The organism is Paenibacillus sp. SYP-B3998, assembly GCF_010820665.1.
Lineage (GTDB): Bacteria > Bacillota > Bacilli > Paenibacillales > NBRC-103111 > Paenibacillus_E.
Genome location: NZ_JAAIKC010000003.1, coordinates 459,288 through 477,023 on the forward strand (window position 1 = coordinate 459,288; position 17,736 = coordinate 477,023).

Here is a 17,736-nt window from a genome sequence, read left to right on the forward strand (position 1 = left end):
ACGAAACTAAACCTCAGACAGTTATCACTACTTTGTTTTTTTGCTAATCTTATTGTTGTAGAAGATGTTCTTGACAATTTACCCGTGCTATAGAACGCGGATGCTATAAAAAACTTTACTGCTATGGGGGTTAACACAATGATCGACAATGCCCAAGACAACAACTCGAGAAGCAGCATTTATGTTTTGTTGACCGATACTGGCACCTTGTTCACAACATTGATCAAGAGCTTTACCGCCGCTCCTTATAATCATGCTTCTCTGGCACTAGACACAGACCTGAACGATTTATTCAGCTTCGGCCGCAAGCACCCAAAAAATCCATGGGCTGCAGGATTTGTCGAAGAGGATGTCTATGAAGGGACTTTCCGTCAGTTCCCTAGTACTCGCTGCGTACTGCTCCGATTACAAGTTTCGAAGCAGCAGCGTGACGATGCGATTCGAATCGTTCAATCTTTTCAAAAGGAGAAAGAAGTCTATCGGTATAATCTGATTGGATTATTAAGAGTGCTGATGAACCTTGATATTGAGCCGAAAAATGCTTTTTTTTGCTCCCAGTTTGTGTCAGAAACGTTGAGCAAAAGCGGACTGTCCCTATGGGATCGACCGTCAACGCTGGTGACGCCTAACGATTTCCTCCGCCATCCTGCGTTTGAAACGTTGTACGAAGGATTTCTCTACGACTATCCGCTGCTTGATAGGGACAGGCTAGTTTACAAACGGAATGTGTCGGATCGTTCTATCCAATGGGGGAGGCAGGCGGTTTTATGAATGAAGTAATGGAGTTCTTGCGCAGCTTCGGATCTGCGGGGTTGTTTATTCACGCAATGCTCGATGCGATTATTTTTCCGATTCCTGCTTTTTTTCTTCAAGTGTCTCTAAGCGTTCTAAACCCTGAGAACGCCATTTGGCTGGCTACACTTGGCTATGTCGGTTGTTTGGCGGGGACGCCAATTGGCTACGCCATCGGCAAAACATCGGGAAACCTCATCCTTAATAGGTTCATGAAAAAGAAATGGCTGGATTCCGCCACGGCGCTGTTCCGTAGACATGGAGAAACCGCCATCCTAATCGGAGCCTTCACTCCGATTCCGTTCAAGCTGTTCACGATTATGTCCGGATGTATGAATTATCCATTATGGAAACTGCTTGGGTATGCCGCTATTGGACGCGCAGCAAAATTCTACATTGTAGGAATTTTGTTCTACATCTATGGTCGTGCGGCTGAACATATGGTTGATAGCGTGCTCGGCGTCACGCTGCTTGTGGTAGGCATTCTCCTCTCAGCAGGGTGGTTGCTGATCCGATGGTTTCAAAAACGAAAGAAGCAAGGGCGGGCGGCAGTCCAGATTGAGGAACAATGAACAGATTGTAAAAGCCTTTTGAATTTAAGAGGAAGAGGAACATGCAATGGTTAAGAAAGGTCGATCACAGCATGTTTGTCTGGTGCAATCAAAGGGTAAATCACTTTGTTCTGGATTGGTTGTTCGGATTGATTACCCACATGGGCGGCGCAACGTTTACGATTCTATGTGCAAGTAAGAGTAGGGAAATTTCCGCTTAAGGATTACTCGTTTCCATCTGGCCATACCACCGCCATTTTTGCATTCGTCACCCCCTTTCTCTTCCTACCGGCAAAGGGAGTTGCTCTGTTATTGATCATCTTTGCGGGATTGGCTGCCTTTTCACGTGTTTATTGGGGATATCACTACCCAACGGATTGCGTAGCAGGAGGTACGATCGGAATGGGCACTGCTTTGCTGGTGGTTTATATGACGAATTCTTTAATTGACATGACACGAATGAGGTACAAGAATGGGGGAGCTTGGAATGCCGCCTATTGAACGCTATGGAACGATTAGAAAATAAGTAAATTATGAGGGTGTAAATATGGAGTGGATTAGCAATCTCTTTGAGCAGTATGGGTATTTTGTTTTAATTTTTGGATTGTTTGCCGAATCATTGGCCTTGCCTTTCCCAGGAGAATTGGCAATGGCGATATCTGGTCACATGTCTACTTTTGGGAGTTTGGATATCTCAATAATAATCTTCTGTTCTTTTTTTGGAGCTATAGCTGGTACAACAGTTACTTATTATTTTGGTTATAAACTAGGTACACCTTTCTTTGAAAAATATGGAAGATTCTTTTTTCTAAACCAAGAACGAATCATTAAGATCACGAAATGGTTTAATAAATATGGTAACAAGCTCATCCTTGTCAGCTACTTTATCCCAGGTTTGCGGCACTTCACTGGCTATGTGTCCGGCATTCTAAGGATTCGGTTAGGCACCTTTTTCTTCTACAACTTCACGGGCGGACTTGTATGGGTATTGGCTTATGTCATGATCGGTAAAATTTTCGGTATAAAAATAGAGCAATTCCTTCACATCATTTCTCAATACTCCATAGCGGCAATTATTGTTTTGGTGGTTGGAGTGGTTATAGGATTTCATATTAAGCATAATAAACAAGCAATTATAGATTGGATACGTACCTTAAGCTGGCTTAAATGACAAAGACGAGTTGTTATCTGGAGATAAACAGCTCGTCTTTTTCTTGTTAACTTTTTAGATTCTGAATTCAGTTTGCTTTGCATCTGAGCTCTCTATTTGAAAAGTTGTGAGCAGGATTTTGGGGAGTTTGCCGCCAATGTGGACAGCAGTGGGACGACAGCGCGAAACATCACGATGAGCACTGGCCAAGCAAACTATTTGAAATTTCGGAGACAATGGGTGCCATGGCTGAGTTAGTAAAGAAGGGTTTAGTAAAGTATGTTGGTGTAAGTAATTTTACTCCTCAGTTAATGCAAGAAGCTCAATATTATTTAGGCAGTATCCCACTTGTTTGCAATCAAGTAGCATATCGTTTGAATGATAGACGAATTGAGAATGATGTCTTGCCTGTTTTTGATAAACGGAAATGTCCATTTTTTGTGAAAGAAAGATGGAGGTGAAGGAGATAGTGGCCTCATATTTTCATGTATTTTGTCCTGAGGGAGTAAACAGTAAATACCGTTGTGACCGAAATGTTGTAATGGTTATATATGTATTTTTTCATGGCGGGGTACCGCCAACAAACCGATTTTGTACGCTAAGCCCCGTTTGATCTAAAAATGGCCGGTTCCCTGTACACTAAGGATACCGACCTCTTATTACCTTTTACCAATCTCGACAAAGACGTGTACATACTCGCTATTTCTGATAAATCAACGGATACATCACCTTGAACGTTGCTTGCATCGATAATCTCAAACGATTTTGTATCTAGAAATGCGCTATCCAGCTTCTCAAGCGATGTTTTGCCAACCTCATGCGCCTTGACTTGTTATTTCTTCGATGGTGTTTCAGTTTTGTGTTCAATAACTTGTAATACTTTTGGTTCAATAGCTTTTAACAGTTGTTCATTTGAAAGATTGCTTTTAGGAACATCGCCATTATTTTCACCTTGAATTTGTGCATCAACCTGAGTTTTTGCAATGACATCAATCACTTGTTGTTTAGAGACATTTTTAGATGCTGCAATCTCCACAACAGATTTACCTTTTGCTAGTTCTTGTTTTAATTCTGTTGGGCTAATTTTTAGTAAAGCAAACAGTTTTGCATCATTTAAATAGGCATCAGCAAAATAATCAGGCTTACCATTTGTAGAGAATAAACCTTCTACTTTAACGTTGGAAGGTGTAGTCTCACCTCCGATCAGAGAAACACTGATTGTATTGCCCTGAACAAATACCTGGTAGAACGGTGTTTTTGATCCCTTTTTGGTGTAATTCAACATAAACGTTTTTTGATCAGGGTTCTCCATTTGTTCCATAGCAAACTCATACTCTTTGATGTTGCCGTACATTTTATTAATTAGATAATCTACCTTCGACTTGATTTCCTGATCGGTTAAAGCAGTGAGTGACTTCTCCTTAGGCTCCCAATTCTCTTGAATCACGTGTTCAATCGCACTCGTAATACCGTTTGTATGAAGGGTAATTTTTTTGCCGATTCCTCCTTTTTCCTGCAGTATGATGCTTGTTTGGACACCTTGAACGTTGCTTGCATCGATAATCTCAAACGATTTTGTTTCGGGAAATGCGCGATACAGCTTCTCAAGTGTTGCTTTGCCAATCTCATCCACTTTGACTTGTTCAGCAGTCATTGGTGTTCTAGTAAGCATTTCAATCAGGGTAGGGGCCGCAAATGCTGCAGTTGGAATCAAAATCGCAGCAGCAACTATTCCACCAATTAATCGTTTTTTCATGGTTATTTCGCTCCTTTTTCGTTGCAAATATTGAGAATAGGATTGTTCTACTCGTTTGGATATGGCCGGAGGGCACTCCATAGTTTCTGCTTCTTTGTGCAGATGTTCACGGATTTTGCGTTCAATAGTCATTGATCTTTTCCATCCTTTCTGAAGGGAGATTCCATAAGTTTTTTCGAAGCGCCTGGAGGCCAGCATGATATCTGGACTTGACTGTACCCAGTGGAATATCGAGCAATGTCGCGATTTCCTCAAGCGTATAGTCGTGAAAAAAGCGGAGGACAATCACCATTCGCTGTTTGTCGGTCAGTTTTTGGATTGCCTGCGATATCATTTGGTTCGTCCCATCCATCAACACAGTAGGTTGATCCCAATGAGACTCTTCCCGAGAGAAGGCACGAATGCGTTCAAAAATTCGGAATCTCCGCCAGCTCTTGACACGAAATCTCTGCACTTGACGGATTACCAAGCCGTGTAGCCAGAAGTGGAAAGGTCGGTTCGTATCGTAGTTAGCAAGTGAGGTCCACATTTGCATATAGATCTCATTCATGACATCTTCCCGATCCTGCTGATGATCCACCAGAAAGGAAACTGTCCGGTAGACGTCCTGATTGGTGGCCTCATACATCGTATGAAACGCCTGTTGATCACCATCTTTCATTGTTGTGAGTAATTGGTACATATATTCACTTTGCATTCAGAGGGCCCTCCTAAGTAAGCAGCTTACACACTATATTGTCTCTCTATCGAAAAAAGGTTCGGTTCTTTTCATATTTTTTTGCAAACGGTTGAGTGCAAGAGGCTATCGGTCCGGAAAACAACTAGGAATACCACGACCCATCATGGGTAAATTAGGATCGTATTCAAGACAAAATAAAGTATGACTGCATTACGAGAGATGGAACGAATTGAAAAAAAGATCTTTGTGTTAGATTATATCTCTGAATGAAGCATTGCGTCGCCGCATACAACGTGGTTTAAATAAAGGAGAGGCAATGAATGGATTGGCCAGAGCTTACACCGAAATACCATCCGAAAGAACAAGGAACTTCACAATCATTTTCTAAAACATAGTACTACAGAGGATTATAAACCATTGAAAAGGTTTCACAATCCCTTAAATGATGATTTGGAGGCATTCAAAGCGTTGTATATGGGTATAGAATATGGTATGTGTCTTCGTCTTATAAAAGGAAGGGTAACTACGGTGGGCTACCAGCATGTTGCGATTTGATCAGATAGCATAAAAGAACTGTTTGGGAGTGAGGCAATGGAATTTGAAATCCACATTACGCTCAATGATTTGAAAAGGAAGTTTTTATAGGTGTTTGTAAATCGAAACGAGTGAAACCTGTTATGATCGTCTTGGATCAAGGAAATTACATCAATCAACCAATGATTACAGGAGTTATCCAACGTACAGATTTTCATGAAGCTAATAAAGAAATTGAAAAGATTGCAGCTAAGTTTCAAAATAACGGATTTATAGTCGTCAGAAAAAAAGTAGAGATTTCTCCTAAGGAAGAAACGTACTTTCACCAGCCAATCATCACAAATTCTAAACCTTATTTTGAATGGCATGGCAAAGTACAGGTTGATGATGTTGCCATATTAAAAAATTTATGTGAGAGTCATGGCGGACATATTTCAAGAAACTCTTTAAATGTGAATGGAAAAGTGAGATTTATAACCGTTAGAGAATATGAAAGTGCGAAACAGTTTTACGATCGAGTAGAAAAGATACATACCATTTTGCACGTAAATAGGATAGAGCTATTGATAGAACAATATGAATTATGTATCTATGACAGCAGGGAAGAATTGGATAGCGGATGGATTTCATAATTTTTTAACGGGGGAGACTCATGAGTGGAATGAAAACTGTAAAAGATTTGAATGATGAGGTGAGAGAACTCGCTGTTTTAGAAGCGCTTTTGAGAAGAGTATCACTTGTGCATATGCCATTTGTATTAAAAGGTAGCTTGCTAACTAGACAATTTTTAGCTAACCGAGAAATTCGGTATGTGGATGATATAGACTTTTTGTATACAGGTAAGATCAAAGACGTTGAACATGCGCATGAAACATTTACAAATTGGATGATTCAAGTGACCGAACTGGACCTGGACGACGGAATAATATTTAGAAGTTTTCGAGACAATGCATTTCTGAAGGTGAACAATGGATTTTTTTTCATGAAGTTACTGAACGATGCAATAAGTCCGATTTATTGCTTGATATTGGTACGGGCGCCCATGCTTTTTTAATCGAGTCAATTAACTGTAGGAGAAATCCGGTTTTAGTAGAGAACGTTTGAATCTCCTTTCCTTCTGGCGTCATCGTACATCCATGCCACATGAATGCTCAATGAGTATATCCATTGAAATAATCCTTTCTACGGCTCTGAATATTGGGGCTGGTGCAAAAATCAAAATAGGATTAAGCTACCATGCGTGCTTTCCGAAAGGAGCGACATTCTGTGATGCACCGTGGTCGCTGGAGTCAGAATAACGGATGGGCTCCAAGGCACCATAGTTGCCTCTGTGGTGCAGCGCTGGTTTTGTGCTGCATGGACGGCTAAGGGGAAACGATAGTTGAAGGAGCTTGCCGCGAGCAGCTCTTTTTTTCATTGAAGTAACGGGCAGAGTAACACTTCCGCTTCACCTACAATATGATGTGTCTAGAAATACAATCTAAAGAGGTGAGCCAATGGCAGTCGTAAAAGCCAGGCAACAGGATATTGACATGTTGGCAAGGTTGCTTCGAGCCGAAGCTGTGGGCGAAGGCGAAATGGGTATGCTCCTTGTTGGAAATGTTGGCATTAACCGAATAAGAGCGAATTGCTCCGATTTTAAAGGACTCCGGACAATTCCCCAAATGATTAACCAGCCGCATGCGTTCGAAGCGTTGCAACATGGTATGTACTATCAAAACGCAAGAGAGAGAGAACGCCGTCTGGCGCGAAAGGCTGTGAATGGGGAGAGTCATTGGCCGGCCAAATTTTCCCTTTGGTATTTTCGTCCGGGAACGGCCATAGCTCCCCTGCCATGTCCGCCAACCTGGTATAATCAGCCGCATGTAGGAAGATACAAGCTTCACTGTTTTTATGAGCCGACCGCAAAAGAATGTGAAAATGTATATAATACGTTTTAATTTTAAGAACGAAAAGTGGTGCATGTTTGTGTCGCCGGTCATGGCTCAAACAAACCATGTCGGGCGACAAGAACATTATTTCATTAATTGCCGCGAAAATCGCAGCTTTTTTTTATGGGATTAAGTTCTTGTCAAATCCTAGTGCAAGCCGCTTACATCGCGGTTTTTTTTATTTGAGCAATTTTTTTGCAGTAACCCAAACCTGTTTGGACCGAGGAGCGCCTTCCATTGCCACGCTGAGCCGTATTTTACGGAACGGACGCAACCATAAAAAACCGAGTACTTCTGCTGTAGTTCGACTCTTCAGGTAGCAGTCATGAAATTACAGCTTCGGTAAGATACGTTTTAGATTCGTAAATCTTAATGAAACATCCGTTATGAGTAAGACGATGAGACCAAAGATCATAGCTGCATAATCTGTCATTTGATGTACACCCAAGAGCAATATACTCCAGCCAAAGATTACCCATTGAATGATATAAATCCCGGTGACATGGCTGCTCCAGAAATAAATTGCATCTAGCAGCTTATGAAATCCGACTTTATTTAATTGTGCAACAAGGAAATTAGATAGCAACAGCCATACAAATATAAAGCTCATCATGAACAAATGAATGCTTAGTCCACTTCGATAATAATCACCGATAGGAAACAACGGAATCGTGACAACACCTATTAAACCTAGGATTAAACTTCCTATGAAAAGATTTTTCTTCACCTTTTTTTCCAAGGTCTGAGTTCGAAAATGTTTACTTACATACATTCCCAAAAGATAATATACACCCCATGGAAATAATGGGAATTCAGTATTCGCACTGGTGCCCCAAAGTGGTTCAAAAATATACAAATCGCTTTTTAATCCCCACAAGTAAGGAGAGATCAGCAATATGCCCAAGATTATTGCAGGCAGGATGAATACATGGTTTGTAAACTTTTTTAGAGCAGAGAAAAAGATCAGTGACAATCCTGCTAATTGAAAAATATCGGTTATAAATAATAGAGACAAGGGATCTTGACCCGAATCATAAGGTTCACTGGTCAAAGATAACGGAAGGGTAAATCTTAATAGATTTAGAACATAACCAAAAGCGAATATTTTACAACCACGTACCACATTTTCTTTTAAGCTCTTCTTGGAACGTGTTGCGAAGACCCCCATAATAAAAATAAACACAGGCGCAGCAGGTGCGGTTCCTAAGAAAATGAACATATTACCCAAAAGAGTGTTGCCTTCGCCTGATGATCTTTCATATAGGATCATGGCATGCTGCATAATCATAAAAAACACAGCTAATCCTCTGACAAAATCGAGATAAAAAACACGTTTTGAATTGGCATGAGGAACAAAGTTATTTTCCATAAAATCCACCTTTGCAAGATAGTGTATTCATTTGTACTGAAGCTTCGGCTTGTTAAGAGAAGTGTACACCTTAGGTCAGACCTAAGGTCAAGTGAGAGTTTGATGGCAACCTCATCGAGCCTGGAATGATGCTAAAGCTTACAGTTTGCATTCCTTGCCTTAGTTCCTGGCTTCTAAAATGGGTAGATTCAATCCCACGTACGAAGTGAATATAAAGCTTGGTTTATGACGATCGTCACTTATCATATGACGGTCCTTTTTCATATATTTACTTAGTAAAATATATTTGTCGAGAAGGAGTGGGAAGGTTGCATAACGAAATAGAAATAAAGCAGTACAGTATTGGCAAAATATTGGGGTTGTGGGCTTTAGTCACGTTGCCGATGTTCTTTATCCGATTCGGACTGATGCCAATTCTGGTACCAATCGTCAGTTTACATCCGGGTATTCTCTATTGGATGCTTATGATTGTCGGCATGATCTGGCAGTTTGTACTATCAGTCATCCTTTTGAAAAGGGAACTTGGCCATTTAAGCTGGGCGAAGCTGAAAAAAAGACTCTGGCTGAATCATCCTGTTCATCCGAAAACGTTTAAGGTATACAAACTAGCTTATTCATTCACGATTCCGATCATTCTGTACGCATTTTTCTTTGAAAGCTCAGGTTTGTTCGCGTTTATCGGAGAAGCGATGAACCGGATTTTCCCTTTCATGGCTCCTGCGGATTATGCAAAGATACAAAATCTGGTGAGCCCTGAATTTGTAGGTGACTGGTATCTGCTCGGAATTGCACTTGTCAGTTGTTTGTTTAACTATTTACTCGGAGAAGAATTATTCTTCAGAGGCATTCTGTTACCTAAGATGAAGGGAGTCTTTGGAAAATGGGATTGGGCCATGAACGGTGTTTTGTTCGCTGCCTATCACCTGCATAAAATATCGGATATCCCTTTGCTTCTCGTCGGATCGTTTTTTTACGGCTTTTTGAACGCAAAATATCGTAGCTTTTGGCCGTCGGTTATCATTCATGGGGTGGAAGCCATTCCCTTGCTTATAGCCGTTACTGCGGTCATTTTAGGATTACTGTGAAGCGATCGATTTCTAAAGGATGTGTTGTCTCACGATCATTTCAACAGTTCATACACTAAGCAATACGAAAGTATCGAGATTATTTTTCTATGGACTGGCATGCGCTTACGTGGTCCTGCTATTGCTTTACTTTGTTTTATCTCAATATAAAGGCTTTATGGTTGTTACGATCCTGATCGTTCTCTATTTCTTAAGACACTCGAAACGAGTGTTAAATCATCCCGAGTATCATCCCATTGCAGCCATATCCCCGTTTGTCGAAATCGTTCTCCTCTTTCTGCTATTCCTGGGAAGCGGAACAGAGATTGAGAATATTGTATTTGTTCTCTTTGTTGCGGATCTTCTTCTGCACTACAAGTCGTGGTACGCTTTTCTGTTTGCCTATGGTGGATATTTAGCCTACATTTTTTTGTGGTCAGCAGGCGGACAAGATTTATGGCGGAATATGTTCCATATTTTGAGCTATTCGTTTTTGGTCATTCCAATCTGGAGCACCAAGCTGCTGCTCAATCAAAGGGATATGAACCTTCGATTAAACGAATCTTTGATCCAGGAAGCTAGAACGAGGGAAGAGATGGTGGCATTAAAGGAGAGAACGCGGATTGCGGAAGAAGTTCATGATACGGTGGGACACACGTTAACAACAGCAATCGTCGCCCTTGAGGGAGCCCAACTGCTCTTCGATAGAAAACCGGAGGAATCTCTTCGGAAGATCCTAGTCGCGCGCGAGCAGCTGAAGCAAGGACTCAGCAACATCCGACAGGTTGTCAAAACATTAAAAGCAAAGGACGGGACTGTTGGCGGCTTGGGGCTTAAGGAAGGAATACAGAAGATCATGACCGATACTGCGAAGCAGACGGGCGTTCAATTAATTTTGCATTATGAGGCGGCCACCCATCTGATCTCTCTTCAGGAGTATGTCATGATCAACTTCATAAAGGAATCGATCACCAATGCGCTAAAACATGGTAAAGCAAGTGCAATTGAGATCTCTGTCCTAGAGCAGCAAGATACGATTCATATTATTGTAAAGGACAATGGAAGCGGCAGCGATTCAGTCATATATGGATTTGGTCTGAAATCCATGGAAGAAAGAATTGAGGCCATCGGAGGTCAATTGAGTATGCAAAGCGAGCCGATGAATGGGTTTACACTCCATGTCCGGGTGCCTGTTGCAAAGGGGGGCGGTTAATGGATAGCGATCGTAAAATCAGCGTCATGCTTGTGGATGATCAGAAAATTATGCTGGAAGGTCTGGAAACTTTGATTTCGATAAGATCGGAGATGGAGATCGTTGGGACGGCTCAAACCGGCGAAGAAGCGCTTGAACAGCTACGCTCGGTTGTTCCGGATGTCATCCTAATGGACATCCGCATGCCGGGTATGGGAGGCGTAAAGGCAACCGAAGCCATTAAGGAGCTCCACCCGCATGTGATCATACTCATCTTAACGACCTTCGACGATGACGCGTATATCATAGAGGCTTTATGCAACGGGGCTTCCGGTTATTTGCTTAAAGACATCGACGGAGAGAAACTTGTTCAATCCATCTATGAAGCGCTTTCCGGCAATTTGCTGCTGACTGGTAAAGTGGCACAAAAGCTTGCTCTCAATATCCGCAATAAGAACAGTGGGTTTGAAAAAGCAGGTAAGGAACTTGAGCTAACGCAAAGAGAGCTTGACCTAGCAAGGTTGCTTGTCGAGGGTTACAACTCAAGGGAAATTGCTGAAAAATTATTTTTGACTCAGGGAACGGTAAAGAACTATTTAAGTGACATTTATACCAAGATCGGTACCAATGACCGGGCAAAAGCGGTCTTGTTATTAACAAGGTATTTCTCAACATGAGAACAGCGATACACCGCATGCAATCCGGGGAACGAAGTGTCTTTGGAATAACCGTAAGCGGTTCAATCCCCCTAGGCACATTTATGTCATTGATGATGCGCAAGGAAAGGGGGGCTCGATCGGTAGAAGTCACCAATTCAGCTCAACCGATCCAGAAAAATATCATCAAATCAATTGAATCACAGGCGAAGCCGCTGAAGACGATTGACCCGACACAACCATTCGATGATCTAAAGCCGCTTAAGAACATGATCGATTATTGGTCTTGGCATGAGCAAAATAGATGCGTAAGAGAGCAACTGAAATCTGATTCGGATAAGTATGCACTGGTATGGCCGTTAATTGAAAAGATAATTAATTGGACAGCAAACACCAAAAAGTTAGTATCATCCCCAAAAAACGTTAACATATTTTGAAAACATCCCGAAAAAGGCGGTGGTTTTTTCTTTGAATTAGCAGCCGGCCAGGGCAATCAATTAAAGTTCTTGTCATTTATGACATCAAGTTCTTTCTTGTCAACCGACATTTGTCTAACGACACAAACATACTGCCCCATATGGATTGATCCTGGATAAGCAGGTAAACTTAAAGACCCTTAATATAAAATGCCCATCTAAAAAGAGCGCCGTGTGTCGAGTGTCAAGAATATAGACCGATAGACATCCGCAGAAACTGCGGCTTTTTTATTTTATCGGAACAAATTCTTGTCATCAATGAATGACAAGAATTTGTTCCGATTGCCGAATGAGGCCAAGAATATGTACCGATTACCGATTCAGTGGAAGAAATTAGGGAAATGCAAGCAACATGTAAAGGTGTTCGATTCACGACATTATCAATAAAAGGAAAATTTACGAAGTTCACGAATACATACATAGAATAATATTTTGTGAATTTCGCAAAAAAGACGTTAGGCGAAACTCTCGAAAAGCTTAAAATAATAAGGAGTAAACTCAAATGATGAGCTTTATTTTAGAACGAACCAAACAAATGCCATTTCATACTGATATGCGTCGAGTATTCAATGTATTTGATGGGAAACAAAAAGATTATAACTGGCTAATTACTGATTTAGTATATTATGTGGGTGCAAGAAGAAGCGCAGCAAACGAGTTATTACCTGATGATTTGGAATTCGAGGATAGTGAGAATTATCCAACTGATTTATTAGATAAATACATAATATTGATTGATGGAGAAGAATTAACAAAAATAATATACGGGAATGATATTCAATTTGTATGGGGTGTGTTTTCAGGAATTCCAAAGAATATAGAGATAGACACTGATGAACTTGAAGTTATGCCTTACGCAGATGGAAACCCTAAGTTTTGGATTGCAGACCCAACAATTCAACACCCTATGGCTGATATTGAAGTTGTGTGTTGGGACAGTACTTTGACGTTGTTATTTTCAAAAGACGAAGTGATAGGAAAAAATTTTCAAGAATATTTTAAAGACTCAATTGACTTGAAAGACTATAATAAGAAATTTTTCAAGTAACTTGAATGTATATTCGAGGAAGCGAGAGCATCGCCTAACACCGTATTCACGCTGCGGGGCTTATGCCCCTTGGTCTGCCTGAAGCTTTTCGAGGAAGTGGAATCAGGCAGACAACCCTGCACTGGCTAAGTCTTCGACCCGCCGCTATGCGGCTTAAGCCAGTGAGGGTTCGTGAATACAAGAACGTTAGATGAAATTCATCCAAAACACATTAAAAAGACGAGGTAAAACCAATGAATAATTGGATTTCATTACGTGATGATGAATATAGAAGAGTATGGGATAAATTCTATAAAGATTTTTCATTTAAACCAAGTGTATATCCTAAGGACTGGCCTACATTTACCATTAATGTGCCTTATTTAACTTTCGAATTAAAGAAGAACTATCAAGATGAAGAAATCGATGAATTAGAAGAAATCTGTAAAATCTCTTTAAGATCCTGTTTAGAACCAAACGAATATATTTATGCTCTAGATTGGCAACATGAATCATTTTATTACTCTCCATTTTTACAAGACACAACCCCAAGAATTTCATTTTATCCTGATGGAGATTATTACTTATTCATAAAGACAGATTTTAGTTTGGGTTTTTTAGGTCATCCATGGGAACATAGCTTTACAATATTTGGTGAAGAACTAATAGGACAATTTAGTAGACATAAACCACAGATTATTGATGGAATAATTCGAAGAAGCGGATGAACTTCATCTAACACCGTATTCACGCGGCGGGCCTGACGGCCCTTGGTCTGCCCGAGGCATTTCGAAGAAGTAGTATCAGGCAGACAACCCTGCGAGGCTAAGTCTACGACCCGGCGCTATCGCGCCTTAAGCCTCTCGGGTTCGTGAATACCAGAACGTTATGTGAAACCTCGGAAAGATTGTAAAAAGCATTTGTATGTGGAGTGAATCGAGGATGAGTATAAATGATAAAGAGCTTTATTTTAAAGATCTGGAAGAAATAATTACAGATATAATTTTTATCGGCAGTTCAGAACACGACATAGATGAAGAGATAGCTAATAATATGTGGCGTATTTCTGCTAATAAAAAACTAATAAAGACATTAACTATAAATGACTATAAAGAATTTTTTAATAAAGTAATCCATAATAGACGAGATCAAGTAATAAATTCTACTCTGAAACATGGAGTGATTTTTTATTTGTGGTTTGATCAGCTGACATGTCAGTTAAGGTTTAATTTAATCTCTGATCTACATAAGAAATTGCCATTTCAATGTGATCTTGAGATATTAGAACAAATGGATGACATAATATTAGCTTTTTTGAATTTTCCATTTCATGATGGGTTACCTATTGAAGGATATAATGACAATATAGAAGAAAAGCCCTTTATATTAAAGATCTATCAAACAAGAATCTAGATTAAGAACTAATGAAGGAATTTTGCAAGCATATCGAAGATATCCGAGGCATCACATAACACCGTGTTCCCGCTGCGGGGCTTACTCCCCTTGGTCTGCCTGAGGCATTTCGAGATGTAGTATCAGGCAGACAACCCTGCACCGACTAACCGCATCGCGGCCGCCCCTACGGTGCTTAAGTCGGTGAGGCGTCTGGAACACAACATCGTTAGATGAAATCACAGCAAAGGACTGAAATAATGAATGCAGGTAAATTCATAGAAGAATATAGTTCTAATCAAGTGAAGTATATATCTTTCCAGTGGAATGGTAAACACGCTAATGAAATGGTTGATGATAATCTAGATTTCAGACGAGAGATTATTAAATACTTAGAATCAATTAATTATCACAACATTAATGGCGAACTACTTAGAGACCTGTTAATTGCTGAATCTCAGTATGCCAAAGAAGCATGGGGTATTTATCGTCACTATAACTTATTAGCTGAGAACTTAATTAGACAAACAGGAAAACTTTATTTAGACGACTTTTTGATATCCGCTTCCTTAAGCTTCGATACATATTGTTCCACATTAGCAGTTGACCTAACTGACATAGACATTGACGAATATATTATTGAGATTTATGAAAGAAGAGCAATGATACAAAAAGAAAACATGATAAAGACTTATGATATGGGAATCGATATATTTCTAAGCTATAAGGCAAAGCAGAGTAAAGCTAATGATTTGGTAAGACAAGAGATAAACACATCAAAACCTAATATTTTGAAGAACATATTAAGATTTATTAAGAAGATTTTTGTAAGTTAAACTGTAAGGCTGTGACATCATCTAACACTGTATTCACGCTTCGGACCTTACGGTCCTTGGTCTGCCCGAGGGATTTCGAGGAAGTGGAATCAAGCAGACAACCCTGCACTGGCTAAGTCCGTTGGACCCAGGCGCAAGCGCCCTTAAGCCAGTGATGCTTCGTGAACACAAGGAGTTATACGACATCCTTTAAATAAATATATTAAAACCCTAAATTATAAAGAATGGGGCACCGCACGATGAATATATCTTTTCATTTAGAATATCAAGGCTGGATAGATATAGGTTTTCGGAATGAAGAGAAAGAATTACTAATTCCAGGATCATTTTTAACAGACTTTATTAATGAATTAATAAATCGAATTTCGACATTAGCTGAAGGCTCAAATGAAGTTATTATAAGAGTACAAACTGAACCAGGAGAGTACAGAATTCAGATTATTCAAGAAAATTTTGACTGTAGACTGAAGGTTTTTGAATATGAGGATAACTTTTCAACTGATGATTTAGAAGAGGGATTATGTGTTTTTGAAGATGTATTAAAGCTCAATAAATTTTTTAACATGATCTATAGAGAAATAACAAAATTAAGAGATTTAGGTAATGAGGAATATTCTAGATTATGGGGGATTGATTTTCCTGAAACAGCTTATCAAAGACTAACAAGAGCTAAAGAATTCATTAAAATGAAAATGAAAGACAATGATTGCTGATCTAAGAAGAAAGGACGTCGTATAACACCTTATTCACGCGGCGGGCCTAACGACCCTTGGTCTGCAAAGGCTTATCGATGAAGCGGAATCAGCAGACAACCCTGCACTGGCTAAGTCCGTCGGACTCGGCGCTACGCGCCTTAAGCCAGTGAGGGTTCGTGAATACAACAAAGTTAGCTGAAAGATCTGAGAATAGATGAAAAAATAATTACAGCGTATTCAAGTTGAAGAAAACAATGCTGCTTTCGAGGGGAGTCTGAAATGAGTATCGGTGACAAGGATATCAAAAAATTGTGGGGTTTGGCTGCTGGTAGATGTTCCTTTCCAAAATGTGGTGTGGATTGTATACCGTTTTTAGATGAAGAAAGTCCCACAATCATTGGAGAGATGGCTCATATTATTGCTAAGAAACCTGATGGACCTAGAGGTGTATCTGGTGGAAGTGAAGATAAATATGAGAATCTAATATTGTTATGTCCTACACATCATACTACTATCGATAAAGCACCAGAGGGAGTATACTCAGTTGATTTAATTAATGAATGGAAACGCCAACATGAAGAGAAAGTTAACAATTACATGCATTCCATTAGGTATTCAACTATAAATGAAGTAGCAAAGGCAATAAAAAGGCTATTATTAAAAAATCATAAGATATGGCAAGAATTTGGTCCAGAGTCATATAGGGCAAAAGAAAATCCGATTAGCAATATTAGTGAATATTGGGATTTAATAAAATTGTCAGTAATTGTTCCAAATAATAAAAAGATCATTTCTATAATTGAGGCACATGAGGATATATTTGACATTGATGAATATTCAATTTGTATTGATTTCATTGTGAATGCAGAATTATTTGAAAAAAGTTGCTACAGTATAATAGAAAATACTAAAAGATTTCCGCCAAAATTTACAGAGGTGATAGATAAATATGTCTACGAAAAATAATTGGAATGTTCCATATAGCTCAATTGTTTGGTTTTTTAATGTAATTAAGAATCATACAAAGGTTCTTAATGTTGTACGAGAGCATGACATTTTGTTTACTGTAACTGATGATGAAGATAAGACTTATAAGATTTTATTACTTGATGAGTATAGAATGGGATCGGCAGCTGTCTTAAAAGTAATTGAGGAGTTTGGTCATATTGACTTTAAAGTTTTTGGTGGGAATTGGAATGCCGCCACCAATGAAGCGTATAAGGTGGCAAAAGAAAACGAAATTGCTCTATTTGATTATTCTGGAATTCTGGGTGCTCTTAACTTGAAGAATCCTAAGGGGTATAAACAAAATGAAAAGAAAAAAAATACAACTAAATCTAGGAATGGAGCCTGAACATATAGATTTTTTTATTTTTGGTTCTTATTTATACTCTGTAAACCCCAATGATGTGGATCTTATAGTAATTTATGATTCACATATTTATAACGGTACGAACATATTTTACGAATGTTTTAAATTAATAAATCTGATTGAAGAAACATTAGGGTTACCTGTAGATGTTACCTATTTATCAATTGATGAAGAAATAGAAACTCAATTTGTCAAAATAGTGGAAGCTAAATCTATAAATGATATTTTCAATATTGGCATAAATCACTGTAAATAATGTAAAGG

General features: G+C 39.4%; 24 protein-coding genes and 2 pseudogenes. 22 read left to right on the forward strand and 4 right to left on the reverse strand.

Going from position 1 to position 17,736, the window contains the following annotated elements; genetic code table 11:
• The first annotated feature begins 138 nt into the window (after positions 1–138).
• From GK047_RS12545 to GK047_RS12565, 6 genes and pseudogenes are all read left to right on the forward strand, one after another.
• Positions 139–771 carry a C40 family peptidase gene (locus tag GK047_RS12545; protein ID WP_163946562.1) on the forward strand — a complete coding sequence of 211 codons (633 nt, stop codon included), beginning with the start codon at positions 139–141 and terminating at the stop codon, positions 769–771.
• 8 nt (positions 772–779) lie between these two features.
• Positions 780–1,364, forward strand: a complete 585-nt coding sequence (locus tag GK047_RS12550) for a VTT domain-containing protein (RefSeq protein ID WP_163946824.1) — start codon at positions 780–782, stop codon at positions 1,362–1,364.
• Positions 1,365–1,405: 41 nt separating this feature from the next.
• On the forward strand, positions 1,406–1,564 hold the full coding sequence (locus GK047_RS30365) for a hypothetical protein (RefSeq protein WP_346010330.1): 159 nt from the start codon (positions 1,406–1,408) through the stop codon (positions 1,562–1,564).
• The gene (locus tag GK047_RS12555) at positions 1,533–1,844 is read left to right on the forward strand and encodes a phosphatase PAP2 family protein (protein WP_346010331.1); all 312 of its coding nucleotides are present in this window, start codon (positions 1,533–1,535) and stop codon (positions 1,842–1,844) included. Before GK047_RS30365 ends, GK047_RS12555 begins: the two co-directional genes overlap by 32 nt.
• Before the next feature lie 46 nt (positions 1,845–1,890).
• Entirely contained in the window at positions 1,891–2,514 is a 624-nt protein-coding gene (locus tag GK047_RS12560; RefSeq protein ID WP_163946565.1) for a DedA family protein, read from the forward strand.
• A 191-nt stretch (positions 2,515–2,705) separates the two neighbouring features.
• Positions 2,706–2,954 (forward strand): annotated as a pseudogene (locus tag GK047_RS12565) (aldo/keto reductase); the annotation flags it as partial.
• Positions 2,955–3,325: 371 nt separating this feature from the next.
• Here GK047_RS12565 and GK047_RS12570 read toward each other — a convergent pair.
• Together GK047_RS12570 and GK047_RS12575 are read right to left on the reverse strand one after the other, a co-directional pair.
• A complete protein-coding gene (locus tag GK047_RS12570) occupies positions 3,326–4,249 on the reverse strand; it encodes a hypothetical protein (protein WP_163946827.1) in 924 nt (307 codons plus the stop codon).
• Positions 4,250–4,370: 121 nt separating this feature from the next.
• Positions 4,371–4,946, reverse strand: a complete 576-nt coding sequence (locus tag GK047_RS12575) for a sigma-70 family RNA polymerase sigma factor (RefSeq protein ID WP_163946571.1) — start codon at positions 4,944–4,946, stop codon at positions 4,371–4,373.
• 142 nt (positions 4,947–5,088) lie between these two features.
• Here GK047_RS12575 and GK047_RS12580 point away from each other — a divergent pair.
• The 3 genes and pseudogenes from GK047_RS12580 to GK047_RS12590 form a co-directional block, all read left to right on the forward strand.
• Positions 5,089–5,265, forward strand: a pseudogene (locus GK047_RS12580) (Tn3 family transposase); the annotation flags it as partial.
• A 328-nt stretch (positions 5,266–5,593) separates the two neighbouring features.
• The gene (locus GK047_RS12585) at positions 5,594–6,094 is read left to right on the forward strand and encodes a hypothetical protein (RefSeq protein WP_240343924.1); all 501 of its coding nucleotides are present in this window, start codon (positions 5,594–5,596) and stop codon (positions 6,092–6,094) included.
• Between the two features lie 20 nt (positions 6,095–6,114).
• A complete protein-coding gene (locus tag GK047_RS12590) occupies positions 6,115–6,516 on the forward strand; it encodes a hypothetical protein (protein ID WP_240343925.1) in 402 nt (133 codons plus the stop codon).
• 177 nt (positions 6,517–6,693) lie between these two features.
• Here GK047_RS12590 and GK047_RS12595 read toward each other — a convergent pair whose 3' ends face one another.
• Entirely contained in the window at positions 6,694–6,879 is a 186-nt protein-coding gene (locus tag GK047_RS12595) for a hypothetical protein (RefSeq protein ID WP_163946574.1), read from the reverse strand.
• 79 nt (positions 6,880–6,958) lie between these two features.
• On the opposite strand from GK047_RS12595, the gene GK047_RS12600 reads away from it, so the two are divergent.
• The gene (locus GK047_RS12600; RefSeq protein WP_163946577.1) at positions 6,959–7,402 is read left to right on the forward strand and encodes a cell wall hydrolase; all 444 of its coding nucleotides are present in this window, start codon (positions 6,959–6,961) and stop codon (positions 7,400–7,402) included.
• A 322-nt stretch (positions 7,403–7,724) separates the two neighbouring features.
• Here GK047_RS12600 and GK047_RS12605 read toward each other — a convergent pair whose 3' ends face one another.
• Entirely contained in the window at positions 7,725–8,762 is a 1,038-nt protein-coding gene (locus tag GK047_RS12605) for an acyltransferase family protein (protein ID WP_163946579.1), read from the reverse strand.
• Positions 8,763–9,070: 308 nt separating this feature from the next.
• Between GK047_RS12605 and GK047_RS12610 the strand changes: the two genes are divergently transcribed.
• From GK047_RS12610 to GK047_RS12665, 12 genes are all read left to right on the forward strand, one after another.
• Positions 9,071–9,847 carry a CPBP family intramembrane glutamic endopeptidase gene (locus GK047_RS12610; protein ID WP_163946582.1) on the forward strand — a complete coding sequence of 259 codons (777 nt, stop codon included), beginning with the start codon at positions 9,071–9,073 and terminating at the stop codon, positions 9,845–9,847.
• A gap of 109 nt (positions 9,848–9,956) precedes the next feature.
• A complete protein-coding gene (locus GK047_RS12615) occupies positions 9,957–11,039 on the forward strand; it encodes a histidine kinase (RefSeq protein WP_163946585.1) in 1,083 nt (360 codons plus the stop codon).
• Positions 11,039–11,695 (forward strand): response regulator transcription factor, encoded by a 657-nt coding sequence (locus GK047_RS12620; protein WP_163946587.1) that lies wholly within the window; start codon positions 11,039–11,041, stop codon positions 11,693–11,695. The genes GK047_RS12615 and GK047_RS12620 overlap by 1 nt, the downstream gene beginning before the upstream one ends.
• Positions 11,692–12,111: a hypothetical protein gene (locus GK047_RS29640; RefSeq protein ID WP_240343942.1), complete on the forward strand. Its 420-nt coding sequence runs from the start codon at positions 11,692–11,694 to the stop codon at positions 12,109–12,111. The genes GK047_RS12620 and GK047_RS29640 overlap by 4 nt, the downstream gene beginning before the upstream one ends.
• 541 nt (positions 12,112–12,652) lie before the next feature.
• On the forward strand, positions 12,653–13,198 hold the full coding sequence (locus GK047_RS12630) for a hypothetical protein (RefSeq protein ID WP_240343926.1): 546 nt from the start codon (positions 12,653–12,655) through the stop codon (positions 13,196–13,198).
• 233 nt (positions 13,199–13,431) lie between these two features.
• Positions 13,432–13,905, forward strand: coding sequence for a DUF2716 domain-containing protein (locus GK047_RS12635; protein WP_163946590.1), 474 nt, complete (start codon positions 13,432–13,434; stop codon positions 13,903–13,905).
• Positions 13,906–14,119: 214 nt separating this feature from the next.
• On the forward strand, positions 14,120–14,590 hold the full coding sequence (locus GK047_RS12640) for a hypothetical protein (protein ID WP_163946593.1): 471 nt from the start codon (positions 14,120–14,122) through the stop codon (positions 14,588–14,590).
• 212 nt (positions 14,591–14,802) lie between these two features.
• Positions 14,803–15,405, forward strand: coding sequence for a hypothetical protein (locus tag GK047_RS12645; RefSeq protein WP_163946597.1), 603 nt, complete (start codon positions 14,803–14,805; stop codon positions 15,403–15,405).
• Between the two features lie 239 nt (positions 15,406–15,644).
• Positions 15,645–16,118, forward strand: a complete 474-nt coding sequence (locus tag GK047_RS12650; RefSeq protein ID WP_163946600.1) for a hypothetical protein — start codon at positions 15,645–15,647, stop codon at positions 16,116–16,118.
• Positions 16,119–16,379: 261 nt separating this feature from the next.
• A complete protein-coding gene (locus GK047_RS12655) occupies positions 16,380–17,066 on the forward strand; it encodes an HNH endonuclease (RefSeq protein WP_163946603.1) in 687 nt (228 codons plus the stop codon).
• On the forward strand, positions 17,050–17,454 hold the full coding sequence (locus GK047_RS12660) for a hypothetical protein (RefSeq protein ID WP_163946606.1): 405 nt from the start codon (positions 17,050–17,052) through the stop codon (positions 17,452–17,454). The genes GK047_RS12655 and GK047_RS12660 overlap by 17 nt, the downstream gene beginning before the upstream one ends.
• Positions 17,444–17,728: a nucleotidyltransferase domain-containing protein gene (locus GK047_RS12665; RefSeq protein ID WP_163946609.1), complete on the forward strand. Its 285-nt coding sequence runs from the start codon at positions 17,444–17,446 to the stop codon at positions 17,726–17,728. Before GK047_RS12660 ends, GK047_RS12665 begins: the two co-directional genes overlap by 11 nt.
• Positions 17,729–17,736: the final 8 nt, after the last annotated feature.